The following is a 25628-nucleotide window of genomic DNA, read 5'->3' as shown; positions in this document are numbered from 1 at the left end:
TACGTTATTTTTAAATTGTGAGTATTCGTTATCATTATTTCAATGTTGCAAGTTTACGGGTTTTCAACAAATGTGACAGGTGAAAAACAGACATTGTTTAGGGGAAAATCTATCGGCTGATAGAATTTAGGTCATTTCTGATAGTATTCAGGTGGCTTTGAGAGTGTCCTTATAGCGAAAATCCCATTTTGAAGTCACACCTGACTCAAAATGGGATAACACAAACAAAACAAACAATATTAGCGATTTTCACAAACAGCTGTCTTTTTCATCTTTAAAAATTCATAAGACTTAATTTAGAATCTGTTGCTAAAACATTCTAATTATGGGAACAAATGTATTATTTTCCAGCAAAAGGAAACGTAGGATTTAAGAATAGTTATAAAGAATAATTGTTTTATGTCTAAAAAATTGTGCCTGACTATAAAGAATTGTATTTGATATTTGGAGAATATACAACCAAATTCCGATTTATTATCTATGACTGATACCATCTCTTACCAATATACAGCTCCTTCCGCACTGCAACGGTCAGCCGATCAGGACGAACTGTTTTTTTGGGGACAATTGACATAGCCCTATATGACAGCACGCTACCTCATCGCATTATCCAACGCTGTGCAATCCAGTTTCACTCAAACAATCAGGATTTAGAAGCATAGCTTATTGGAACTAAAGCCAAAAAGAAGTACCTTTGACGTACTAAATACAAAAGCTCCAATGAGATTTATAAAATATAGTTTACCTATCCTCTGTCTGCTGCTGACAGAATGTACTTCCGTTTCCGGTCACAAGGAAAAGGAAAGCCCCGCCATGGCGGAACACGAATATACATCAAGCGCTATGGCTCTCTATATGGATTCATTAGGACTGGTAGATGTCACCGAAGTGGATAGCAGCATCGCAGTGAAGCTAATATACACACAAGCCGACAATTTCACCGGAGAGATTCTTTACGATAATTTGACGGAAGCCTATCTGCATCCGGATGCGGCATACGCTCTCGCAAAAGCACAAAGAAACTTAAAGGAACTATACCCGTCTTACAGCCTCATCATTTACGATGCTGCACGCCCGATGTCGGTACAAAAAAGAATGTGGGAGGTAGTGAAAGGAACTCCTAAATACAAATATGTATCCAATCCGAATCACGGCGGCGGGCTTCACAACTACGGACTGGCAGTAGACATCAGCATCCGGGATTCTTTGGGGCAGCCGTTACCTATGGGAACAGAAGTAGACCACTTGGGCATAAAAGCCCACATCACCCAAGAAGATGAATTGGTACGCAACGGGAAAATAAGTGAAACGGAATGGCAGAACCGGATATTGTTGCGAAAAGTGATGAAAGATGCCGGATTCCGTGCGTTACCCAGCGAATGGTGGCACTTCAACTTTTGCAGCCGAGACGTAGCCAAACGGAAATACAAGGTAATACCATAAACCGATAGTCAACCATTAAACGTACTTACAAATAACGTAATCATACCCTTATGCAAATCTCTCCCGAAACGCAACTTTTCATCCGTAAGCACCAGGCGGACGATGTACGCGCACTGGCTCTGCAAGCTAAAAAATATCCGAATGTAGACATGCCGACTGCCATCACCCAAATAGCCGGAAGGCAGGTGGCTGCCGAAAAGATTCCTTCATGGGGAGAGGCAGAAGAAATCTGGTATCCGAAACATCTGTCACTGGAGCAGTGTTCCTCGGAAATCACCGCCCGCTACAAGGCAAGTCTCCTGCAAGGCGAATCACTGACCGACCTCACCGCTGGTTTCGGAATAGACTGTTCTTTCCTTGCTTCCGGTTTCCAATCAGTCACCTACGTAGAACGTCAGAAAGAACTCTGCGAAATAGCGGCACATAACTTTCCCATACTTAACCTGAACCACATTACTGTCAGAAACGAAGACGGAGTGGCCTACCTGACGGCAATGTCTCCCGTAGACTGCATCTTCCTCGACCCCGCCCGTCGCAACGAACACGGTGGAAAAACCATTGCCATCTCCGACTGCGAACCGGACGTATCCGAACTGGAAACGCTTTTACTAAGCAAAGCCAACCGGATAATGGTTAAACTCTCTCCCATGCTCGATCTTTCTCTAGCACTGAAAGAGCTGGGGCATACACAGGAAGTCCATATCATCTCCGTCAATAACGAATGTAAAGAACTACTGTTATTGCTCGGACAAAACCTTCCGGAAGAAGTCCCGATTCATTGCGTGAACCTCTCTACGAAGGGAACTCAAGAGGTGCAACATTTCGTATTCACCCGCGAACAGGAACAACACAACGAATGTACTTACACAGATACATTGGGAAACTATCTGTACGAACCGAACACATCTCTCCTGAAAGCCGGTGCTTTCCGCAGCATTGCCGCAACCTATCCGGTAAAGAAGTTGCACCCTAACAGCCATCTTTATACTTCCGATACGCTGATCGGTGACTTCCCCGGAAGAACCTTCCGCATCGTCAGTCATTGTGGATTTAAGAAAAAAGAAATAAAAGAGAGTCTGGCAGACCTGAAAAAGGCCAACATCACAGTCCGCAACTTCCCTGCCACCGTAGTGGAACTTCGCAAGCGTCTCAAGCTTACGGAAGGAGGGGATACCTTTCTGTTTGCCAGCACATTAAACAACAATCAGAAAACGCTCATCCGCTCAACGAAGATATAGGCTGTAACGGAATCGTCACATATTTGTCATGCGTTCTTCAACCCGCTGTAAGAAGTCAGAAATGTCAGCCCACTACTTTTGCAGCAAATTATTAACGCATAACAACACTTATGAAACGATTTTTCAAATTAGTCTCACTCGTTCTTTTACTCATGAGTATGAGTGGCAATATTTCGGCGGATGAGAAAACTAATGTCGTCAGACAAGGCACGATCCGCGGACGCGTTGTGGATGCTTCCAAGCAAATCTTGCCGGGAGCATCTATTTATATAGAGAAGCTACATACCGGAGTGACAAGCGACGTCAACGGTTACTACACTTTCTCTAACCTTACCCCGGGCACATACACTGTTAAGGTCAGTTATGTAGGCTACTCTCCTGTAGAAATGAAGATTACTATTCCTGCGGGAAAGACACTGGAAAAGAATGTCGTGCTCAACGAGGGACTGGAATTGCAGGAAGTCGTAGTAGGCGGTGCATTTCAAGGTCAACGCCGTGCCATCAACTCACAGAAAAATAAGTTGGGAATCACCAATGTCGTTTCGGCCGACCAAGTAGGAAAGTTCCCCGATTCAAATATCGGTGATGCGCTGAAACGTATCTCCGGCATCAACGTACAATATGATCAGGGAGAAGCCCGCTTCGGACAAGTTCGCGGAACATCTGCCGACCTCAGCTCGGTAACCATCAACGGCAACCGTATTCCTTCTGCAGAGGGTGACACACGTAACGTACAGCTGGACTTGATTCCTGCCGACATGGTGCAGACGATTGAAGTGAACAAGGTGGTTACTCCCGATATGGACGGAGACGCCATCGGCGGTTCCATCAATCTGGTTACCAAGAACTCTCCTTACAAACGCATCATCTCCGCCACTGCCGGAAGCGGTTACAACTGGGTCAGCGAGAAAGCGCAGCTCAATCTCGGATTTACTTACGGAGACCGTTTCTTTAATAATAAGTTGGGAGTGATGTTGTCCGCTTCTTATCAGAACGCACCTTCCGGATCGGACGATGTAGAGTTTGCATGGGACAGAGATTCAAAAGGAACTCTCTGCCTGACAGACTACCAAATCCGCCAATACTACATCACCCGCGAACGCCAAAGCTATTCGGCAGCTTTCGACTGGGATATTAACGCCAACCACAAACTGACCTTCAAAGGTATCTTCAACAACCGCAACGACTGGGAAAACCGTTACCGCATGACGCTCAAGGATTTGAATAAGGATGTGAACGAGAAAAAGAAAAGCGATTACGAAGTAGACAACAAAGCTACCGTCCGCATACAGACCAAAGGTGGTACACCGGACAACCGCAACGCCCGTCTGGAACGTCAACGGACAATGGACTTCACTCTGGGTGGCGAGCATTTGTTCGGCAAACTAAGCATGGACTGGAACGCATCATACGCACAGGCCACGGAAGAACGTCCCAACGAACGTTACATTGACTTCCAACTGAAGAAGCAGAAATTCACTCCAGACTTCAGCGATATGCGCAGACCATTCTACACCCCTCAAGACGGTTCTACCATGGTGTTGAACAACGACTTTGAACTCAAAGAAGTGACAGAACAGCAAGAGGACATCAAAGAGAAAGACCTCAAGTTCTCCATCAATTTCAAACTTCCTCTTCAAAAAGGATTCTACAGCAATCAGTTGAAGTTCGGAGCCAAAATTGTAAGCAAGAGCAAAGACAAAGACTTGGAATTTTACGAATACAGCCCGCTGGACGAAGACGCTTTCCAACAACAAAGCCTTGCCAACACCGTGGAGCAAAACCGCAGCGGTTACATGCCCGGAGAGAAATACAAAGCCGGAACATTCATCAGCAAAGAATATCTGGGAGAACTTGATCTGAACAACGCTTCTCTCTTCGAGAAAGAAGAAAAACTTGACGAACTGGCAGAAGAATACAAAGCCAGCGAAACCGTAACTGCCGGCTACCTCCGTTTCGACCAGAACTTCGGCAAGAAGCTGAGCGCCATGATTGGTGTACGTCTGGAAAGCACCCACCTGAAATATAACGGAAGACAACTGACTATGGACGAAGACGGCGATCCCGAATCACTGACAGTGACACCGGACGTAAAAGACGACTATCTGAACCTGCTGCCATCTATCCTGCTGAAATACGATGTGAACGATGATTTCAAGATTCGCGGTTCATTCACAGAAACGCTGTCACGCCCGAAATACTCGGCATTAGTGCCGAATGTCAACATCAACCGGGAAGAAAACACCCTGACACTGGGAAATCCCGACTTGACACCGACCACCTCATTCAACTTCGATTTAAGTGCTGATTATTATTTCAAGAGTGTCGGTCTGGTAAGCCTCGGACTTTTCTACAAAGACATCAACGATTTTATTGTTGAACAGACCGTAAGAGGATACCAATACGAAGGAAACACCTACGACCGGTTCAACCAGCCCAAGAATGCCGGAGACGCCAATCTCTTCGGTGTAGAAGTAGGCTATCAGCGCGATTTCGGGTTCATCGCTCCCGCCCTGAAATGTGTAGGATTCTACGGAACTTATACGTACACTCACACCAAAGTGAACAACTTCAACTTTGCCGGACGTGAGAATGAGAAAAACCTTCGCCTCCCGGGTTCACCGGAACATACAGCCAACGCTTCTCTCTACTTCGAGAAAGCCGGCCTGAACATCCGCCTGTCCTACAACTTCGCTTCCGACTTCATCGACGAAATGGGAGAAAGCGCTTTCTACGACCGCTACTACGACAAAGTGAACTACATGGACTTGAATGCAAGTTACACTTTCGGCAAGAAACTGAAAACCACTTTCTATGCTGAAGCCAACAACCTGCTGAACCAGCCACTGCGTTACTATCAGGGTACACCCGACCAAACCATGCAGTCAGAACACTACGGTGTGAAGGTTAATGCCGGTGTGAAAATCAACTTCTGATAAATCAGAAACAAGAATAACAATCATCTATTAATCATCAACTTAATATGAAAATAAAAACTCTTTTCCTACTTTTATTCATCTCAGCCTGTTCATTCGTTCAAGCACAGATCACGGACTACTCCATCTTCGACAAGAAATTCAACTTCTATGTAGCGAATGACTTAGGCCGCAACGGCTACTATGACCAGAAACCGATTGCCGAACTGATGGGAACAATGGCGGAAGAGATAGGCCCTGAATTCGTGCTGGCCACCGGAGACATTCATCACTTTGAAGGAGTGCGCAGCGTGAACGACCCACTGTGGATGACGAACTACGAGCTGATCTACACCCACCCGGAACTGATGATTGACTGGTTCCCGGTTTTAGGCAACCATGAATATCGCGGAAACACACAGGCAGTGCTGGACTACACCAACGTCAGCCGCCGATGGTCGATGACTGCCCGCTATTATACAAAAACATTTGAAGAAAAAGGAACCACCATCCGCATCATCTGGCTGGACACCGCTCCGCTGATTGATAAGTACCGCAAAGAAAATAACAAGTATCCCGATGCCTGCAAACAAGATGTCAACAAACAGTTGTCATGGCTGGAGTCTGTACTTGCCAATGCCAAAGAAGACTGGGTCATCGTAGCCGGACATCATCCGATTCACGCCTACACTCCGAAAGACGAAAGCGAACGACAGGATATGCAGAAGCGTGTAGACACCATTTTGCGGAAACACAACGTAGATATGTACATCTGCGGACACATCCATAACTTTCAGCATATCCGCGTAGCGGGAAGTAACATTGACTATGTGGTCAATTCCGCCGGCTCACTGGCACGCAAAGTAGCCCCTATCGAAGGAACTAAGTTCTGTAGCCCCGAACCAGGATTCTCTGTCTGCTCCATCGACAAGAAGGAACTGAACTTGCGTATGATAGATAAAAAAGGGAACGTACTTTATACGGTTACCCGAAAGAAATAAATTCTACTCTCAAGTAAAAACACACAATGCGGGTGTCTCTTTCGTGATGAAAGGGACACCTTTTTTATTTCGAATCCTTTTTAGGAATCGTCGTCTCATTTCCATCCCGTACAGCCATATAGTGCGGTGACATAATTTCAATACCGGCTTCATTAAATTTATCCTGAATATTCTGATGCAAATCAGAATAAATCTGCGCCATCTTATCTGCTTCCTTAATATAAGCGTTAATCTGATAAACCGGATACCAATCACTCAAAGAAGTCTCCAGTACAAACGGACGCGGATCGTCCACCACTCCGGGAGTGTTCAGTGCAGCATCAATCAGCAGTTGGTTCACTTGCCGCCACGGAGCATCATAGCCAATGGTGACTTCGGAGTGAATAATCAACCCGTACTCTCGTGCCGAAGTGCTGTAATTGACCGTATGAGACGACATGATAAATGAATTGGGAACAGTGACCACCTCATTCTTGGGAGTCCGGATACGAGTAACGAGCGGAGTTTTCTCTATAATATCTCCGGTGGTATCATTCAGCTTAATCCGGTCGCCCAATTTGAACGGACGCATATACGTTATTACCAATCCGGCAATAATATTACCGATTACCGTACTTGACCCGAGAGAAACAATCAATCCGACAAATACCGAGATACCCTGAAACACACCGGAATCGGAGCCCGGCAGATAAGGATAAATCATCGCAATCATAAATGCATAGAGCAGGAAACGGACGATATGGAAAGTCGGCATCGCCCAGTCCGGGTAGAATCCGTTGATTTTGAGCCGTCCTGCTTCCACTTCACGCGCCAGATACAGAACGAGACGCACCAGATACTTCACGGCATACCAGATAACAATGATAGTGAACAACTTGGGAACATAGTCGATAATCCCCACAAAAATACCGCGAATCGGATTCCATATATACCCTAACAGTTGATATGCCAGTCCTTCTGTCTGCGGGAAGATGATGAAAATTAACGGTACACTAAACAGTAGCTGCAATCCCATCAATATATACCGTCCGATACTGGACAGGAATACTAACAGATTCGCTTGTTTCTGCGCATCCAGCAATTCATATCCCTGAATGGATACCGGTTTTATCTTCGTATCTTTCAGACGTAGGATACGCGCTTTCAGTTTACGGAATAACCAGTTGGTCAAGCGGAACAGGAAATACTGTCCTACAATCACCAACACAAAATAGAGCACACGCTTTGCCATTCGCCAAAGTCCGTGCTCCGCTTTCATCTCATGCAGTTTGGTAATGACATTCTGTTGTCTTTCTTTAGCCAGCGAATCACGGGGAACTCCTTCCCATAAGGCATCCTGATCGGTAAGAGAAAGTAGTACCTTACTGCCGTACATCAAATCGGAGACAATATCCGAATGATCGATAGAAACAGAGTCGGGCCGAAGATTAAAACGTTTTCCGATTTCTTCAATCGCCGCACCGGTCATTTGAGCACGTTGTTGGGGAGTGTATCCGCCTCGCTTGGTGAAAAGATAGAATAAAGTGTCTCCATCCACCACTACCGGTACTCCTTTAGTGAACTGACGTAAAGAATCGATACGTTGCCGCTGCTGTGCAAACTTCACAGAATCAGCAGAAGCCATCTGGAGCCTCATCTGTTCCATCTCCATCCGCATATTCGCCTCATTGAGCCGGGCCTCTTCCAATGTCCTCTGCAGATTTTCCACATAGGCTGAATCTGAATCCCGCATTAAAGCGGTATGTGTGCCGGCTATGGTATCTCCGGCAAATATCTTTTTGACAGCTTGTTCCAACTGTGCTTGCGCCCCGATTGCTAGGAAAGAAAAGAACAATACCAGTAACGACCGCTTTATTCTATTTTTTTTCATACCTTATATTCCTTGATTATAATTAAGATTAATCTAACTTTCATTAAAACAGAGCAAACATACGGATTGTTTTTGACATTACCATTTCCAAAATGATTATCTTTGCCACTAAAATAGAAAAACTATGAATATATTGCTACTCATCGGAGGGCTCATCCTCATTCTTCTGGGGGCTAACGGACTGACAGACGGCGCAGCTTCAGTAGCCAAACGCTTTCGTATCCCTTCTATCGTTATCGGACTGACGATTGTTGCATTCGGCACTTCCGCACCGGAACTGACGGTCAGTGTTTCTTCCGCCCTCAAAGGCAGCGCGGACATTTCCATAGGTAATGTGGTGGGAAGTAATTTATTCAACACATTGATGATTGTAGGCTGCACCGCCCTGTTTGCCCCGATTGTCATCACCCGCAATACACTCAGAAAGGAGATACCACTCTGCATACTTTCTTCTGTCGTCCTGCTGGTCTGTGCCAATGATGTTTTACTGGATAAGGCGTCAGAAAATATACTGAACAGAGTAGACGGTTTATTATTGCTTTGCTTTTTCGCCATATTCATGAGCTATACGTTTGCTATCGCTTCCAAGCCTTCCACAACGGAACAGGCCGAACATCCGGCCATAGAAGAGGAGACAGAAATCAAATCACTACCCTGGTGGAAATCCATTCTTTATATCATCGGAGGTCTGGCGGCACTTATTTATGGAGGTCAGTTGTTTGTTAACGGTGCCACGGGCATCGCCCGCAATCTGGGTGTCAGCGAATCAATTATCGGACTGACTCTGGTTGCAGGAGGTACTTCTCTTCCGGAACTGGCTACGTCTATCGTTGCCGCATTAAAGAAAAATCCGGAAATTGCCATCGGAAATGTGATCGGAAGTAACCTCTTCAATATCTTCTTTGTACTGGGATGTAGTGCCAGCATCACTCCTCTCCGTTTTAGCGGAATCACCAACTTCGACTTGTTCACACTAGTAGGCTCCGGTATCCTGCTCTGGTTATTCGGACTGTTCTTTGCCAAAAGGACAATCACAAGAATTGAAGGAGGAATTATGATACTTTGCTATGTGGCATACACGGTGGCATTGATTTATAATACCTGAAAATAAGAAAAACTTTATTATCGTATCATGATGCCACCTCATCATTCGCATACAATGATCTGCATCAGTAATGCGTAAAACCCGCTTTCGAGGTAAAATTAAGGAAAATATCTCTATAAAAATGACTAATGCAAATCCGGTTTCCAATTAATACAACACGGTTCGTACCTTATATTCTTGCGAAATCTACAAAAAACACCAATAATTTAATGAATGGCCTATTGAACACATCGGATAGCAATCAGTTTTTGCCACCCCACGCGTTGTAATTTAAAGATTATCACGTATCTTTGCCTGCTCAAATCATAAATACGAGATATGGCTATTACAATCAAGAAAGTCTCCACAAAGAGAGAGCTTAAGAAATTTATCCGTTTCAATTACAGGATGTATAAGGACAATCCTTATTCCGTACCCGACCTCTATGACGATATGCTCAATACGTTCAACAAGAAGAAAAACGCGGCATTCGAGTTCTGTGAAGCTGATTATTTTCTGGCATACCGGGACGATAAAATCGTGGGGCGCATAGCCGCTATCATCAACAACCGCGCCAACGAGAAATGGGGATGCAAGAATGTCCGCTTCGGGTGGATAGACTTCATCGACGACCCCGAAGTATCATCCGCACTTATCAAAACAGTGGAAGAATGGGGAAAAGAACGGGGCATGACTCATATTGCCGGCCCTCTCGGATTTACCGATTTCGATGCGGAAGGAATGCTGATCGAAGGATTCGACCAGCTTAGCACCATGGCCACTATCTACAACTACCCGTACTATCCGGTACACATGAAAAAGTTGGGCTTCGAGAAAGACGCCGACTGGGTGGAATACAAAATCTACATACCGGATGCCATTCCCGACAAACATAAGCGTATCTCCGAACTAATCCAACGAAAATACAACCTTAAGATAAAGAAATATACTTCCGGAAGAAAGATAGCCAAAGACTATGGACAGAAGATTTTCGAACTGATGAACGAAGCATATAGTCCACTTTATGGTTATTCTCCGCTGACACAGCGGCAAATCGACCAATACGTGAAAATGTATCTGCCGATCCTTGACTTACGGATGGTTACACTGATTACTGATGCCAATGATGAACTGGTCTGTGTAGGTATCTCTATGCCATCTCTCGCTGAAGCTTTACAGAAATCAAACGGACGTCTGTTGCCGCTCGGATGGTTCTATCTGTTAAAGGCATTATTCATGAAACGTCGTGCCAAAATGCTTGATCTGCTACTCGTTGCAGTGAAACCGGAATATCAAAATAAAGGTGTTAACGCTTTGTTATTTTCCGATTTAATTCCAGTTTATCAAAAATTAGGTTTTATCTTTGCGGAAAGCAACCCCGAACTGGAACTGAATGGAAAAGTTCAGGCACAATGGGATTACTTTGAGACTCAACAACATAAGCGCCGCCGTGCGTTCATCAAAGAGATAAAATAAAAAACAGCTATGGAAGAGAACGAATTGATACCTGTAGACAACAACAATGCAGTAGAGTACACTGACGACAACATCCGCCACTTGAGTGACATGGAACATGTACGCACACGCCCCGGTATGTATATCGGAAGGCTGGGCGACGGTGCACATGCCGAAGATGGAATCTATGTCCTCCTGAAAGAAGTAATTGACAACAGTATTGACGAGTTCAAAATGCAAGCCGGTAAGAAAATCGAGATTACCGTTGAAGAAAACCTTCGTGTCAGTGTACGCGACTACGGACGAGGCATCCCACAGGGAAAACTCATCGAGGCTGTCAGCATGCTGAATACCGGTGGTAAATACGACAGCAAGGCATTTAAGAAAAGTGTCGGACTGAATGGTGTCGGTGTGAAAGCCGTCAACGCTTTAAGCTCCCGTTTCGAGGTACGCAGTTACCGCGACGGCAAAGTGCGTATCGCCACTTTCTCAAAAGGAAACTTACTGACCGATGAGACAAAGAATACCGAAGAAGAAAACGGAACTTACATCTTCTTTGAACCGGATAATACACTATTTCTGAATTACTGTTTCAAGCCCGAATTTATTGAGACAATGCTACGTAACTACACGTATCTCAATACGGGGCTTGCTATCATCTATAACGGACACCGTATCTTGTCGCGCAACGGTCTGGTAGACCTTTTGAACGACAACATGACGGCAACCGGGCTTTACCCGATCATCCACCTGAAAGGGGAAGACATCGAAATCGCCTTCACACATACCGGACAATACGGAGAAGAATATTATTCTTTCGTCAACGGTCAGCATACTACCCAAGGTGGTACACATCAAAGTGCCTTCAAAGAACACATTGCCCGTACCATCAAAGAGTTCTTCAACAAGAACATGGACTACACCGATATCCGTAACGGATTGGTTGCCGCCATTGCCGTCAATGTGGAAGAACCGATCTTCGAAAGTCAGACGAAAACTAAACTGGGTTCTACCAATATGGTTCCCGGTGGCGTAACGGTCAATAAGTATGTAGGCGACTTTATCAAACAGGAAGTGGACAACTTCCTGCACAAGAATGCGGACATAGCCGAAGCAATTCAACAAAAGATACAAGAATCTGAAAAGGAGCGTAAAGCCATTGCAGGGGTAACGAAACTTGCCCGTGAACGTGCCAAGAAAGCCAACCTGCACAACCGCAAACTACGTGACTGCCGCATACACCTCAACGATCCGAAAGGCAAAGGACTGGAGGAAGACTCCTGCATCTTTATCACCGAGGGAGACTCTGCAAGCGGTTCCATCACCAAAAGTCGTGATGTCAACACCCAAGCAGTATTCAGTCTCCGTGGTAAACCATTGAACTCTTTCGGACTGACCAAAAAAGTGGTTTACGAGAACGAGGAATTCAACCTGCTTCAAGCAGCCCTGAATATAGAAGATGGTATTGAAGGATTACGCTACAACAAAGTAATCGTAGCAACCGATGCCGATGTGGACGGTATGCACATCCGCCTGTTGCTGATTACTTTCTTCCTGCAATTCTTCCCTGATCTCATCAAGAAAGGACATGTATATATCCTGCAGACGCCTTTGTTCCGTGTACGCAACAAGAAAAAGACAAATTACTGCTACAGCGAGGAAGAACGCATCAATGCTATCAATGAACTAGGACCGAATCCGGAGATCACCCGATTTAAAGGTTTGGGAGAAATCTCACCGGATGAGTTCAAACATTTCATTGGTAAAGATATGCGTCTGGAGCAGGTGACACTGCGCAAAACGGATGCGGTAAAAGAACTACTCGAATTCTACATGGGCAAAAATACCATGGAACGACAGAACTTTATTATAGACAATCTGGTTATAGAAGAAGACTTGGCATCATGAGAAAAGCAATATTCCCGGGTACTTTCGACCCTTTCACCATCGGACATTACTCGGTAGTGGAACGTGCACTTACCTTTATGGACGAAATCGTGATAGGAATCGGTATCAATGAGAACAAGAATACCTACTTCCCCATTGAGAAAAGAGAAGAAATGATTCGGGAACTTTATAAAGACGAACCTCGTATCCAGGTGATGTCCTATGACTGTCTGACAATTGATTTTGCACAGGAAGTAGAGGCCAGGTTCATTGTCCGCGGTATCCGTACGGTGAAGGATTTCGAGTATGAAGAGACCATTGCAGACATTAACCGCAAACTGGCAGGGATTGAAACCATCCTGCTCTTCACAGAACCGGAACTGACTTGCGTCAGCTCTACAATTGTACGCGAGTTATTAACCTATAATAAAGATATCAGCCAGTTTATTCCCAAAGGAATGAAAATGAGTGAATAACACTCGTTAGGGAATAGGCGATGAGTCAGAAAAGATGATGAAGAAACTAACGATTATACTATCCGTTTGCTTGTGGGCAGTTGCCACACAAGCCCAGAACTTCGGTTCCGAAGCCATGCGAAAGTTACAAATGGCAGAGTTTGCAATCTCCAATTTCTATGTGGACAAAGTAGATGAAGACAAGTTGGTAGAAGAAGCCATCATCAAAATGCTGGCACAACTTGATCCGCACTCTACTTATTCGGATGCAGAGGAAGTGAAGAAGATGAACGAACCACTTCAAGGTAACTTCGAGGGTATCGGAGTGCAATTCCAGATGATAGAAGACACCCTGCTGGTGGTGCAACCTGTCAGCAACGGACCTTCCGAGAAAGTCGGCATCCTTGCCGGTGACCGTATCGTTGCGGTCAATGACAGCGCCATTGCCGGAGTGAAAATGAGTACGGAAGATATTATGAAGCGCCTTCGTGGTCCGAAAGGTTCGAAAGTCAATCTAACAATCGTTCGTCGTGGCGTGCAAGACCCTTTATTGTTTACAGTGAAAAGAGACAAGATACCTATCCTTAGCCTCGATGCCTCCTATATGATTCAACCTAAAACGGGTTATATCCGCATCAACCGTTTTGGAGCAACCACTGCCGAAGAATTCAAAAAAGCAATGACAAGTCTTCAGAAGCAAGGTATGAAGGATATGATTCTCGACCTGCAAGGAAACGGAGGTGGTTATCTCAATGCAGCCATTGACCTTGCTAACGAATTCCTGGGACAAAAGGAGCTAATCGTATATACCGAAGGCCGGACTGCCAAACGCAGTGATTTCTATGCCAAAGGGAATGGAGATTTCCGTAATGGACGTCTTATCATTCTGGTGGATGAGTACACAGCCTCTGCCAGTGAAATCGTCAGTGGCGCAGTACAGGATTGGGACAGAGGAATTATTGTAGGACGCCGCTCTTTCGGCAAAGGATTGGTGCAACGTCCTATCGACCTGCCGGACGGTTCCATGATTCGTTTGACTATTGCACGCTATTATACTCCATCGGGTCGTTCCATCCAAAAACCGTACGACAGTACTGTTGATTACAACAAGGATTTGATAGAACGTTTCAACCACGGTGAACTGATGAATGCTGACAGTATTCATTTCCCGGATTCGCTGAAAGTACAAACCAAGAAACTCGGACGTACCGTCTATGGTGGAGGTGGTATCATGCCGGATTATTTCGTACCTATCGACACTACTCTTTATACGGATTATCACCGTAATCTGGTAGCCAAAGGAGCCGTGATTAAATTCACCATGCAGTTTATCGAAGGACACCGGAAAGAGTTGGCAAACAAATACAAGAAGTTCGAATCGTTTGATGAGAAATTCGTAGTCGATGATGACATGCTCGCCAATCTAAAAGAAATCGGAGAGAAAGAAGGAGTGAAGTTCAATGAAGAGCAATATCAGAAATCGCTCCCTCTTATCAAGACCCAGCTCAAAGCATTGATAGCCCGTGACCTTTGGGATATGAACGAATATTTCCGGGTAATGAATACCACGAATGAGAGTATACAAAAAGCACTGGAAATATTGAATTCGGATGAATATCAGAAGAAACTGAAATAGGGTATTCAATAAACAATCATAAAACATCGTCTTTCAGTTTGGTGGACATACATACTCATCATAGTGGACATATAGATACATGATGGTGAGTATATATGTTAGCGTCCAAAAATGCCGTATAGTATAACCGATATAAAATCCAGATCTTTGCTTTCGTTAAATCAAAATCCAAGTTTATGTATAGTTACAATGATTTTGAGCGTCTATTTTTGCGCTATAAATTGGAAGGTATCCCTGCTGGTGTTTCTATTGAGAAATTTTGTATGTCCAACCAAGTTCCTTATAACCTATTTTCCAAATGGTACAAGGATACCCGAAAGAAGATAATTCCTGTTCAGGTTTTGGGTTCTCCCTCAACGGAAGCAGAAGTGCCGGAAAGTCCTTCCTCAATCCGGGAAGTAAAGCCAGAATCGGATCCTCGGCTTTCTTGTCATACCGAACTTCGAATCCTGGTGGATATCCGCATGAGCAATGGTGTTCATCTCAGTCAGAAAAATTTAAGCTACGAAGGTTTGAAAAGCTTAGTGGAGAAACTGGAGGGCTTATGTTGAATATTACAGGACTAAATCGTTTTTTCTTAGTTCGTGATTTTCATGATATGCGCTGTAAATATGATAAGGTCTTATCCATCATCCATCAACAGTTGAACCGTGAGCCTGAGGATGGTGATGTCTTTATCGTGATGTCTAAAGATTTACGTCTGGTTCGTTTGTTCAGCTATGACCGACGGTCTTACAGTATGTTTGAGAAACGTTTCAGACCCGGCTACCAGTTTATGCATGTAACCTGTAATGGTGCTGAAAGTATTTATTCAATCAATTGGCAGGATGTCATCCTCTTGTTGGAATCCCCTGTTGTTAAACGTTTAATAATCAAATAATTATCAATTAAAAAGTAGTAAAAAATTCTTTTATTTCATTGTTTTTTTGTATCTTTGAAGCAACAAAGATGCTGAATATGAATGATTTGGAAAGAATGAAACAGCTTTCTTCCGCAAGGAAATTGAAGGAACGGGAGGAGACTCCTGCACCTTTTGAAGACCCATATTCAGATATGACCCCTGACGAAAAATCAAAAATGATAATAGCGCTGATGGCTGCCCGTGAGCGTGACGCTGAACGGATCCAACGGGACGAGGCTCGCATAGATGAACTGTTGTCCAAGGTTGATGAACTGTTGTCTTTGCAGAGATCGGCCATTGCAGCTGAAAAACAGCTGGACGATTATAAACAGATGAACATCAATCTGTTGTCTAAAATATCAGCTTTGGAAGAGCGGCTTAAAGTCCGTAATAAGAATCTTTATGATGGTAAGAGCCAAAAAGGAATCCATAAAAAGAAGCGTGAGGTCGAAGAGGACCATACACGTGACAAGGATGATTTCGACGGCACTCCCCAATCCCTCGGCTCCTGCTTGCCACAATCTGGTGAGGCTCATGCGCAGGAAGAGGATTTTGAATCAAAATCAAAAGAAGCTCGTCTTTATCGTCAAGGACTTTCTTATCGCACTATGAGCGCTGACAATACGGTTTGTCATAATAGTGATATCCGCCAACTGCCGGCAGGTTCAAAAATCATCAAACGTTTCCGTAAATATGCCTATGAACAGGTAAGCAAGCTTGTCGAGCATGATTACGAGGTTATCCGCTATAAGACTTCGGACGGGAAAATTCATGAAGGCTATTTCCCTTTCAGTGGGCAGCCTGAAATCATTGACGTGGTTCCTGGAACGCACGCTTCCGGTTCTTTTCTGGCTTATCTTGCTTTCAACAAATATGTTCTGGATACCCCTCTTTATCGTGAAATGTACAGATTATCAGGTGAATCAATGCGTTTGAGCCGTATGAGTCTGACCAATTGGTTGGAGAAAGGCTCTACCCATTTCTGCGGTTTGATTGCTTATCTTAAGAATACTTGTTTGGAAAAGGATTCCATCGTGAACTGTGATGAGACCTGGTGCCGGGTAAAGCGTAAAGGCTGCTATAAGAAGAAATACATCTGGTGTCTGGTCAACAAACTGTCAAAAGTGGTTATCTATTGCTACGAGGATGGTTCCAGAGGACGTGATGCCTTGAAGCATATCTTGGGTGACAGCCAGGTGAAAGCTCTTCAGTCAGATGGCTACAATGTCTATCTGTATTTGGATGATCATATGGTCGATATAGAACATCTTTGTTGCATGGCCCATGCCCGTGCGAAGTTCAAGTATGCGTTGGATCAGGGTAATGATAAGGATGCGGCATTCATATTGGAATTGATCGGTGAGCTTTACAAGCTGGAACGCGAGTATGAAGAAGGGCAGTTGTCCCCCGAGCAGATAAAGCTTTGCCGGAATAACTTAAAGACCAAAGAAGTAATCATAAAGTTACGCAGTAAGCTTGACGTCTTGCTCAGTGACGGTCATCCGCCCCGCGGAGAGTTGATGGAGAAGGCAATAAATTATATGAATACTTTTTGGACTCAGCTGTTCGCCTACTTGAATGACGGCTCTTATTCCATCGACAATTCCATTGCCGAACGTTTTATCCGTCCCTTGGCCGGTGAGCGAAAGAACTCGTTATTCTTCGGAAGTGACAGGATGGCACACGTTTCAGCGGTATATCATACCATCATCTCAACCTGTAAGATGCAGGGTGTGTCTGTGCTTGATTATTTCAAGAGATTTTTCAGCGAAATTGTTAAAGGACGTAGGGATTATGAACATTTGTTACCCTTGACAATCGGACTGGAGTAATAACAAATATTAAAAATCAGTATCTTTTTTGACGTTATTTATGAGGGAACCGCCTTGTGGCGGCTTTCCTTGGGGTACACGTCAAAATTGGACGCTAACAGTATATATATCCACCACTCTGTATCTATATGTCCACTAAGCTTTGTGTATCAACCCGTTAACTTTATTATTGAATATATTCGAATGTCACCGTACCGCGAATATCAGAAGAAGAGGCGGCAATGTATGCCTTGAATTTTCCAGGTTCTGCCACCCAAGTACGCTGTTTATCATCAAAGAATTGCAATGCTTCCGGTTTGATTGTAAACTTCACCTCTTTTTCTTCATTCGGAAGAAGTTGTACCTTCCGAAAATCTTTCAGTTCCTTAACCGGACGCAGGACACTACACTCCTCATCACCAATGTATAGTTGGATAATCTCTTTCCCTGCTACTTTTCCTGTATTCTTAACCTTTACAGAAACATCTATACTGCCATCAGTATTCATTGTTTGAGCCGATACTACAGGTTTACTATACTCAAAGGTAGTATAACTCATGCCATAACCAAAAGGAAAAAGTGGCTGCACCTTCTTCGTATCATACCAACGATAGCCAACCAGAATATCTTCTTTATATTCTTGACGGATGCTATCGCCCGGATAACTGATTTCCCCAAAGAAATGAGCTGGACAATCCTCCAGTTTCACCGGATAAGAGAAAGGAAGTTTACCACTGGGAGTCACCTCTCCACTCAACACATCAGCCAGCGCCTCCCCACCAACAGAGCCTAAATACCACGACTGGACAATAGAAGGAATCTCCTTTACCCAAGGCATTTCCACCGCATTTCCGCTGACAATCACTGCTACCAGATTTTTATTTACCTTCAACAAGGCTTCTATCAACTCATTCTGCGCAAAAGGAAGTTCGTATGATAAACGGTCTCCACCCTCACAGTCCTGAAAATGATTCTTATTTAGTCCGCCTACAAAAATCACCAAATCCGAATTCATCGCCTTTTCCACCGCATCATTACGCAAAGAATCCACAGTAACCTGCGGAATAACATCCGCCCGTCCATACATCGGGCGACCGCTTGTGTAACCTTGTGCATAAACCACACCGTCACCAAATTTGGCCTTTATACCGTCCAGTGGTGAAATCACTTTCTGAACTTTCAACTCTGAAGAGCCACCACCTAACATCAAATTACGGGTAGCATTATCTCCCACCACTAAAATACGTTTGTATTTTCCTTGAGGTACAGGCAATAAGGCAGGTTGTTTCTTACCGGTTCCATTTTTCAACAGGACAATACCCTCTGTTGCAATCTCATAAGCCGTACGATAGTGCTCTTCACTAGTCAGTGCCCCGAACGGTTTCCTGCGATTCATAGCTGTACGGAAAATCAGACGCAACACACGAGCAGCCTTATCATTCACTACTTCCATCGGAATCTTACCTTCCCGAACCATTTTCAGATAAGACTTACCCAAGTAATAATCGTCATAACCGAATTCCGATTCTGAAGTCAAACCATTCGTATAAGATCCCATTTCAATATCCAAGCCATACATGGCAGCTTCATAGGTATCATGCGCAGCTCCCCAATCTGTTATGACACAACCGTCGAAGTTCCATTCTCCCTTCAATATATCATTATTCAGCAGTTTATGATGAGTAGCATGAGTTCCGCGCACCTTATTGTACGCTCCCATAATAGACCAAGCCTTCCCTCTTTCCACAGCAGCCTTAAAGGCAGGCAGATATATCTCATACAATGCACGGTCACTTAGCTGCACATCGATATGTCCCCGCCATAATTCCTGATTGTTCAGTGCGTAATGTTTTACGCAGGCGGCTACTCCATTCTTCTGCACTCCCTGAATATAAGGTACACAAAGCTCCGAGGCTAAATAAGGGTCTTCCCCCATATATTCAAAGTTACGCCCGTTGAGCGGAGTACGATAGATATTCACACCCGGTCCCAGCAAAACATCCTTTTCACGATAACGGGCTTCTTCACCGATAGCATATCCATATTTCGCTGCTAATAGTGGATTCCAGCTAGCTGCCAGACAGGTCAGTGCAGGAAAGGCTGTGCAACTATCGTTCGTCCATCCGGCATATCCCCAATCATTCCAATTAATTTCGGCACGTACGCCGTGAGGTCCGTCACTCATCCAAAGTTCAGGAATACCCAAACGGGGACAGCCAGGGGAGCTAAACTTCCCTTGTGCATAACTAAGACGAGTTTTCTCCTCCACAGTCATACGGTTCAACGCATCCTGTACCCTAACCTCTATCGGTTGTGTATCATCCAGATACACCGGTGTTTGTTCTTTGTCTTGAGCAATCGCCACCATGCCTGTCTGAACAGACAGGAAACATATAGTCAATAAAAATGTCTTCATTATTCCAATAATCATTTACAGTTTACAATCTTTTGCCGAGACCTTTACCACGGCTTGCCGAAGCCCTTCCGAAGTAGCTGTCAGCTCCGTTTTTCCCGGTTTCCCATCATTCTGAATTACAACAAGGCATTTTCCATAAAATGCTTTCCTCTTTTTATCCTTAAAGCGTTCCAACGATACCGGGTTTCCATTGTCCACTCCTGCGATGAAACCATTACCTCTCACTGTGAAATTCACCAAATTATCTGCATTCGGACAAAGATTCCCTTCTTCATCCAGCACCTCTACAGTGACGAAACACAAATCTTTTCCATCAGCAGCCAGAACTGAACGATCAGGAGTCAGGCGAATTTCTGCAGGCTTTCCGGCTGTACGAATTTCCTTTTCTGCTATCACTTCATCCTTTCTGCGTGCAACGACCTTCACCGTTCCCGGTTCAAACTTTACACGCCAAACAGCATGCAGGTTATCAGCATCTTTACATTTCACTCCCTGCGACTTTCCATTCACAAACAATTCCACTTCATCAGCCTGATTATAGTAGCACCACATATCAATCTCCTGTCCCGGAGTCCAGTTCCAATGCGGGAAAAGATGCAATACTTGTTTATCTGTCCATTCCGACTGATATAGATAGTAGACATCTTTTGGGAAACCTGCCAGATCGACAATACCAAAGAATGAACTACGTGCAGGCCACCCGTAAGGAGTCGGTTCTCCGATATAATCAAATCCTGTCCATACATATTGCCCGCTGATAAAGTTGTTGTCTCTGACTAACTTCAGACTTTCTTCATGAGTGTTTCCCCAAGGCACATGACAGTTCTCATAAGATGAACAGGCAAAAGTAGAATCAGCAAAGGGTTTATCCCAACGCTCGGGCCAGATAAACATCCGGTCACTGGGCATACGGTAGTATCCACGTGTCATCAATGCCGAATTACTTTCAGTAATGATAAAGGGCTTGTCCGGAAAATTAGCCGGAACATGAGGAATATCTTTATTATGATAATTATAGCCAATCACATCCAGTGCACCGGAACGGAATAAATGATTGCCGGAATTTGGTTCATTGCATCCGGCAGTGACAGGACGGGTAGAATCAAGCCCTTTTACAAAGCTTACCAATTTCTTCGTCAGCAAAGAGTTGACACTCTCCTCTCCTTCTTTTGCCAACATTTCAGAAGAATGTCCAAAATTCAGGATCAAATTGGCCTCTTCCAGACTCAATGTATCCGCTTTAGCATCACTCCATTGTTCGAGGACTTCATTACCGATACTCCACATAAAGACAGAAGGATGATTGCGGTCACGCAAAATAAAGTCATTCAAATCGCGCTCGTGCCATTCATTGAAGTAACGGGCATAATCATGTGCTGTTTTTTTCTTCCGCCACATATCAAAAGCCTCATCCATCACGATAAATCCCATACGATCACAGAGATCAAGCAGTTCGGGTGCGGGAGGATTATGGGAACAACGTATGCCGTTGCATCCCATTTCTTTCAGAATCTGCAATTGCCGTTCAATGGCACGTGTGTTGACAGCTGCCCCCAGACAGCCCAGATCATGGTGCATACATACCCCGTTAATCTTGGTTTGCCTACCGTTCAATGTAAATCCTTTCCGGGCATCAAAACTGAAGGTACGAATACCGACAGGAGTCGTATACCTATCCATACATTCCTCGTTTCGCATCACTTTGGTAACCAATGTATACAAGTAAGGAGTATCAACATCCCACAGCTCCGGTTGTTTTACAGTCAATTGCTGGGTGAAAACAGCTTCTCTGCCAGTTTCCGTTTTTCCGGTCGACTGCGTTCTAGCAACTTCTCTGCCTTCAGCATCCTGCAAGGATGAGCAGACCGTGATATTTTCATTTGTATCACTTTCATTCACAATAGTAGTAACAAGATTCAGTACAGCCTCTCCCTTGTCAACCGATGATGTCGTGACATACGTTCCCCAATCGGCTACGTGTATCGGACCAGTCTTGCTTAGCCATACATTCCGGTAAATGCCACAACCCGAATACCAACGTGAATTGGGTTGTTCGGCATTATCTACACACACAGCCAACACATTCGGTTCATCCCATTTCAGATAAGGGGTCAGATTATAGCTGAAACTAATATATCCATAAGGACGCACTCCTAACGAAACACCGTTGATGAATACTTCCGAATTCATATATACTCCGTCAAACTCAATGCGGAAGATCTTTCCTATATCTGCTTTGTCTACACTAAAAGTTTTGCGATACCATCCAACTCCACCCGGAAGCGCCCCTCCCCCTGTGCCGGAAGGATTTTCACAGCTAAAGTCTCCCTCAATCGCCCAATCATGAGGCAGATTCAATACCCGCCAGTCATTGTCGGCAAAACCGGGTTGTGCAGCTTGTAATCCGTCTCCCAAGTGGAAACGCCAATCCGCATTAAAGTCAGACCGCTCGCGTGGAGAAATGGGGGAAGAACTGTTACATGCTCCCAACAGCATCAGACAGCTCCCCAATATCAAATATTTCAATTTACCAATCATCATCATCGGATTATATCATCCAGCCTACAGTTTCAATGTCTGCTTGCTGCCATTATATTTCACAGTCACCCCTTTCGCATTCAAATCAAATGGTTGGGCTTTCTCCTTATTGACCGTAACCACAGTGAAGGTGCGTTCCTTCAGCATACCCGGAAATTCTCCCTGACGTTCACCAATCACTAAGGTCTTGGTAGCCTCATCATACTTCATCGGTATCATGGTATACATCCCTTGTTCATAGTTATAATTCACGCCCTCATCTTCGTACAAAGTAAATGCTCCATCCGCTCCCTGATAAATATACAAACGAATATGATCCGCCGGTCTTTCATCCGTATACTGAATATCATCACCTAACGGTACGATAGCTCCCGCACGCACATACAACGGAATCCGTTCATAAGGCGCATCTATCATTTTCTTTTCTCCACCGGACTGAAACTTGCCGGAATAAAAATCATACCAACCTTCTGCTTGGGGGAAATAGATTTCACGGCTCCGATCACCATAGCGATAAACCGGCGATACCATAAACGAAGGGCCGAACATATACTGGTCACCAATATCATTTACTTGGGTATCCGCTGTAAAATCCATGACTAATGGACGCATGATTGTATAATCATTAAACCAGGTCATGCCTGCCAACGAATAAATATACGGCATCATATTGTAGCGCAGTTTGGTATAATAAACAACCGATTGATAGGCCGGATGCCCTTCCGGAGCAATCTCCCATATTTCACGGAACGGGTATTGTCCATGTGCACGATACAGAGGAACGAATGCACCGAATTGATACCAACGGGCATTTAATTCACGCCATTCTTTATAATCGGCATTTTCCGTCTTTGTCGCATTCCATTGCTTCTGTCCCGCCACATAACGGTTCTCTACACAAAAGCCGCCAATATCCATTGTCCAGTAAGGTATTCCACTCATGGCGAAATTAAGTCCGGCAGAAATCTGTGCCTTCATATCCTCCCAACGTGTACCGATATCTCCGCTCCATGTAGCTGTAGAATAACGCTGTAACCCGGCAAATCCCGAACGGGTCAATAAGAACACACGTTTATTATTATCCACTCCACGCTGACCGTCATAAATGGCTTCTGCATTCATCAGTGCATAAGCATTGAAAAATTCCGTAGAGGAACCCAACGCCGTAGGTCCGCACAAAGCCTTCCGATATTCCAAATCGGTACAGTCACGTACATTCGGTTCGCTGGCATCCATCCACCAGGCATCGATACCCAACGGATAATAGTGCTCATACATCTGCTTCCAAAACAGTTTACGTGCATCCGGATCATAAGCGTCATAAAAACCATAATGGTAACCGGGACCTACCCAATCTTTCAAGCTATCCCTGACAGACTGCTGATACATCCACCCATTCTTGTCGAACTCCTTGAAATGTTCGGTAGTAACATAGAACTTAGGCCACACCGAAATCATCATACGCCCATGCATAGCATGAATGGAATCGACCATTGCTTTGGGATCCGGAAAGCGTGCCTTATCAAACTCATGACTCCCCCAGGCATTTTCCGGCCAGTGATTCCAATCCAGTACGATATTATCCACCGGGATTTTACGATCACGGAAACCTTTCAGAGCGCCCAACATTTCATCTTGTGTATTATACTTCTCCCGACTTTGCCAGAAACCCATTGCCCATTTCGGCATAACAGGTGACTTTCCGGTCAGAGTCCGATAGCCACTGATTACTTCATCCATATCCTCACCAACCACAAAATAATAATCAAGCTGCTTTGCCATCTCGCTCCACCATGACTGTTTTCCCTGTTCTGCCGGATCTACAGGAGTCAATGCCCGCAGCCCGCAATAAGACTGCCCGCCATCAGGCTGCCATTCAATTTTCAACGGCACACGCTTCCCTGCTTCCAGATGAACAGCAAACTTATAGCTATTTGGATTCCATGCAGTCCGCCAACGTTCCGGCACCACCGGTTCATTATTCAAATAGACCTTGACATATCCGGCGTAATAAAGAATAAACTTAAATTCTCCTGTTTGAGCAGGTTCTATCTCGCCTTCATAAGTGACCTTAGCCCCCATTAACGGCAATTTCTCCGGAAGATTCTGAATCGTTTTCAGATTCTCAAAATAAATGGAGTCTTCCCGGCGAACCAACGTCTCTCCTTTTTTCGGCACATAAGTACCGGTAAGCGCACCTTCCCGACCTGTCTTATCATAAAGCTTAAAGACCCGGTTCAATTGGGAGTAGTCATTCGGATTACCGAAACGGCATAACGAATAGCTATCCAGCAGTACACCATAATTCTTATTTGAAACAACGAATGGAACAGAGACTTTCGTATTGTATTGGAACAGTTCTTCGTTCTTACCCTTATAATTAAATTCATCCGCCTGATGCTGCCCCAATCCGTAGAACGCTTCATCTTCAGGAGATTCAAAAACCTGACAGATCGTATATCCCTTTGTTCCTTCTACTTCGATTGGAGTAAACTTCTTTCCTCCTCCCTTGTTTTCCTGCAGAATTAACTTTCCGTCTTTATCCGCAAACCACACCTCTCCGGTACTGGCCAATACGGACGCTTTCACTTCTTCTGTAGACACTGTAATCGTATCGCCATTCTGCATGACGGCAAATGGGATTTGTTTTTCCTGCGGAACAACAATCAAACTTTGCGGATCGGCAAACTTGCTGTCGGCAGTAGCAGAAACACGGATTAATTTATCTCCCATCACTTGCAGACGAACCAGTCGGGGACCTCCCGTTACTTCCTGTTGTACTTTAACTATCACGCTATCGCCTGTTTCCTCATAGACCTTATTGGCACATGCTCCGAAAAGAAGTCCCGGCAACAGGCAACAGAAAATGTTTTTCATATTCATAATCATACCTACCTTTAGGGTTCAACAATATATTTTCTCATATCGCAAAAGTAAGTACTATAAATGAAAAGTTCCCCTTCTAATGTTTTATAGAA

At 44.5% G+C, this 25628-nt stretch carries 16 protein-coding genes and 1 pseudogene; 13 read left to right on the top strand and 4 right to left on the bottom strand.

From position 1 onward, the window contains the following. Nucleotides 1-480: 480 nt before the first annotated feature. The 5 genes and pseudogenes from CJF29_RS01100 to CJF29_RS01080 form a co-directional block, all read left to right on the top strand. Nucleotides 481-642 (top strand): annotated as a pseudogene (locus tag CJF29_RS01100) (SWIM zinc finger family protein); the annotation flags it as partial. Between the two features lie 78 nt (nt 643-720). Next, nucleotides 721-1443 carry a M15 family metallopeptidase gene (locus tag CJF29_RS01095; protein WP_074556541.1) on the top strand — a complete coding sequence of 241 codons (723 nt, stop codon included), beginning with the start codon at nt 721-723 and terminating at the stop codon, nt 1441-1443. A 50-nt stretch (nt 1444-1493) separates the two neighbouring features. After that, the gene (locus CJF29_RS01090; protein ID WP_074556542.1) at nt 1494-2681 is read left to right on the top strand and encodes a class I SAM-dependent methyltransferase; all 1188 of its coding nucleotides are present in this window, start codon (nt 1494-1496) and stop codon (nt 2679-2681) included. A 110-nt stretch (nt 2682-2791) separates the two neighbouring features. Next, complete coding sequence (locus tag CJF29_RS01085; protein WP_074556543.1) at nt 2792-5617, top strand: TonB-dependent receptor; 2826 nt, start codon at nt 2792-2794, stop codon at nt 5615-5617. A gap of 47 nt (nt 5618-5664) precedes the next feature. Beyond that, nucleotides 5665-6597 carry a metallophosphoesterase gene (locus CJF29_RS01080; protein WP_074556544.1) on the top strand — a complete coding sequence of 311 codons (933 nt, stop codon included), beginning with the start codon at nt 5665-5667 and terminating at the stop codon, nt 6595-6597. Between the two features lie 64 nt (nt 6598-6661). Here the strand turns inward: CJF29_RS01080 and CJF29_RS01075 are convergent, their stop codons facing one another. After that, complete coding sequence (locus CJF29_RS01075) at nt 6662-8467, bottom strand: mechanosensitive ion channel family protein (protein ID WP_074556545.1); 1806 nt, start codon at nt 8465-8467, stop codon at nt 6662-6664. Nucleotides 8468-8591: 124 nt separating this feature from the next. Between CJF29_RS01075 and CJF29_RS01070 the strand changes: the two genes are divergently transcribed. The 8 genes from CJF29_RS01070 (at nt 8592) to tnpC (ending at nt 17717) form a co-directional block, all read left to right on the top strand. Further along, on the top strand, nt 8592-9572 hold the full coding sequence (locus tag CJF29_RS01070) for a calcium/sodium antiporter (protein ID WP_074556546.1): 981 nt from the start codon (nt 8592-8594) through the stop codon (nt 9570-9572). Nucleotides 9573-9890: 318 nt separating this feature from the next. Beyond that, nucleotides 9891-11027: a GNAT family N-acetyltransferase gene (locus CJF29_RS01065; protein ID WP_074556547.1), complete on the top strand. Its 1137-nt coding sequence runs from the start codon at nt 9891-9893 to the stop codon at nt 11025-11027. Between the two features lie 9 nt (nt 11028-11036). Then, entirely contained in the window at nt 11037-12914 is a 1878-nt protein-coding gene (locus CJF29_RS01060; protein WP_004302623.1) for a DNA topoisomerase IV subunit B, read from the top strand. Continuing rightward, entirely contained in the window at nt 12911-13369 is a 459-nt protein-coding gene (coaD, locus tag CJF29_RS01055) for a pantetheine-phosphate adenylyltransferase (RefSeq protein WP_004298426.1), read from the top strand. The genes CJF29_RS01060 and coaD overlap by 4 nt, the downstream gene beginning before the upstream one ends. Before the next feature lie 37 nt (nt 13370-13406). Then, nucleotides 13407-14984 carry a S41 family peptidase gene (locus CJF29_RS01050; protein ID WP_004323980.1) on the top strand — a complete coding sequence of 526 codons (1578 nt, stop codon included), beginning with the start codon at nt 13407-13409 and terminating at the stop codon, nt 14982-14984. A gap of 176 nt (nt 14985-15160) precedes the next feature. Continuing rightward, nucleotides 15161-15535, top strand: coding sequence for a hypothetical protein (locus tag CJF29_RS01045; RefSeq protein WP_099147684.1), 375 nt, complete (start codon nt 15161-15163; stop codon nt 15533-15535). Continuing rightward, complete coding sequence (tnpB, locus tag CJF29_RS01040) at nt 15529-15864, top strand: IS66 family insertion sequence element accessory protein TnpB (protein ID WP_099147683.1); 336 nt, start codon at nt 15529-15531, stop codon at nt 15862-15864. Before CJF29_RS01045 ends, tnpB begins: the two co-directional genes overlap by 7 nt. 68 nt (nt 15865-15932) lie before the next feature. Further along, nucleotides 15933-17717: an IS66 family transposase gene (gene tnpC, locus CJF29_RS01035; protein WP_413544489.1), complete on the top strand. Its 1785-nt coding sequence runs from the start codon at nt 15933-15935 to the stop codon at nt 17715-17717. A gap of 166 nt (nt 17718-17883) precedes the next feature. On the opposite strand, the gene CJF29_RS01030 is transcribed toward tnpC, so the two are convergent. From CJF29_RS01030 to CJF29_RS01020, 3 genes are read right to left on the bottom strand one after another with little or no spacing between them, the layout of a single operon-like run. Then, a complete protein-coding gene (locus tag CJF29_RS01030) occupies nt 17884-20112 on the bottom strand; it encodes a glycoside hydrolase family 3 C-terminal domain-containing protein (protein ID WP_004323981.1) in 2229 nt (742 codons plus the stop codon). 15 nt (nt 20113-20127) lie between these two features. After that, nucleotides 20128-22653 carry a glycoside hydrolase family 2 TIM barrel-domain containing protein gene (locus tag CJF29_RS01025; RefSeq protein WP_074556641.1) on the bottom strand — a complete coding sequence of 842 codons (2526 nt, stop codon included), beginning with the start codon at nt 22651-22653 and terminating at the stop codon, nt 20128-20130. Nucleotides 22654-22674: 21 nt separating this feature from the next. Beyond that, a complete protein-coding gene (locus CJF29_RS01020) occupies nt 22675-25539 on the bottom strand; it encodes an alpha-xylosidase BoGH31A (RefSeq protein ID WP_195358300.1) in 2865 nt (954 codons plus the stop codon). Nucleotides 25540-25628: the final 89 nt, after the last annotated feature.

Origin of the sequence: Bacteroides celer, assembly GCF_002632415.2 — a bacterium.
Taxonomy (GTDB): domain Bacteria; phylum Bacteroidota; class Bacteroidia; order Bacteroidales; family Bacteroidaceae; genus Bacteroides.
Note: the sequence above shows the minus strand (reverse complement) of the source record. Positions and strands in the feature narration are given on the sequence as shown.

What these genes read in the sequence shown, in the direction of transcription:
- CJF29_RS01095 (WP_074556541.1), top strand. Translation starts at nt 721, where the DNA reads ATGAGATTTATAAAATATAGTTTACCTATCCTCTGTCTGCTGCTGACA.
- CJF29_RS01090 (WP_074556542.1), top strand. Translation starts at nt 1,494, where the DNA reads ATGCAAATCTCTCCCGAAACGCAACTTTTCATCCGTAAGCACCAGGCG.
- CJF29_RS01085 (WP_074556543.1), top strand. Translation starts at nt 2,792, where the DNA reads ATGAAACGATTTTTCAAATTAGTCTCACTCGTTCTTTTACTCATGAGT.
- CJF29_RS01080 (WP_074556544.1), top strand. Translation starts at nt 5,665, where the DNA reads ATGAAAATAAAAACTCTTTTCCTACTTTTATTCATCTCAGCCTGTTCA.
- CJF29_RS01075 (WP_074556545.1), bottom strand. Translation starts at nt 8,467, where the DNA reads ATGAAAAAAAATAGAATAAAGCGGTCGTTACTGGTATTGTTCTTTTCT.
- CJF29_RS01070 (WP_074556546.1), top strand. Translation starts at nt 8,592, where the DNA reads ATGAATATATTGCTACTCATCGGAGGGCTCATCCTCATTCTTCTGGGG.
- CJF29_RS01065 (WP_074556547.1), top strand. Translation starts at nt 9,891, where the DNA reads ATGGCTATTACAATCAAGAAAGTCTCCACAAAGAGAGAGCTTAAGAAA.
- CJF29_RS01060 (WP_004302623.1), top strand. Translation starts at nt 11,037, where the DNA reads ATGGAAGAGAACGAATTGATACCTGTAGACAACAACAATGCAGTAGAG.
- coaD (WP_004298426.1), top strand. Translation starts at nt 12,911, where the DNA reads ATGAGAAAAGCAATATTCCCGGGTACTTTCGACCCTTTCACCATCGGA.
- CJF29_RS01050 (WP_004323980.1), top strand. Translation starts at nt 13,407, where the DNA reads ATGAAGAAACTAACGATTATACTATCCGTTTGCTTGTGGGCAGTTGCC.
- CJF29_RS01045 (WP_099147684.1), top strand. Translation starts at nt 15,161, where the DNA reads ATGTATAGTTACAATGATTTTGAGCGTCTATTTTTGCGCTATAAATTG.
- tnpB (WP_099147683.1), top strand. Translation starts at nt 15,529, where the DNA reads ATGTTGAATATTACAGGACTAAATCGTTTTTTCTTAGTTCGTGATTTT.
- tnpC (WP_413544489.1), top strand. Translation starts at nt 15,933, where the DNA reads ATGCTGAATATGAATGATTTGGAAAGAATGAAACAGCTTTCTTCCGCA.
- CJF29_RS01030 (WP_004323981.1), bottom strand. Translation starts at nt 20,112, where the DNA reads ATGAAGACATTTTTATTGACTATATGTTTCCTGTCTGTTCAGACAGGC.
- CJF29_RS01025 (WP_074556641.1), bottom strand. Translation starts at nt 22,653, where the DNA reads ATGATGATTGGTAAATTGAAATATTTGATATTGGGGAGCTGTCTGATG.
- CJF29_RS01020 (WP_195358300.1), bottom strand. Translation starts at nt 25,539, where the DNA reads ATGATTATGAATATGAAAAACATTTTCTGTTGCCTGTTGCCGGGACTT.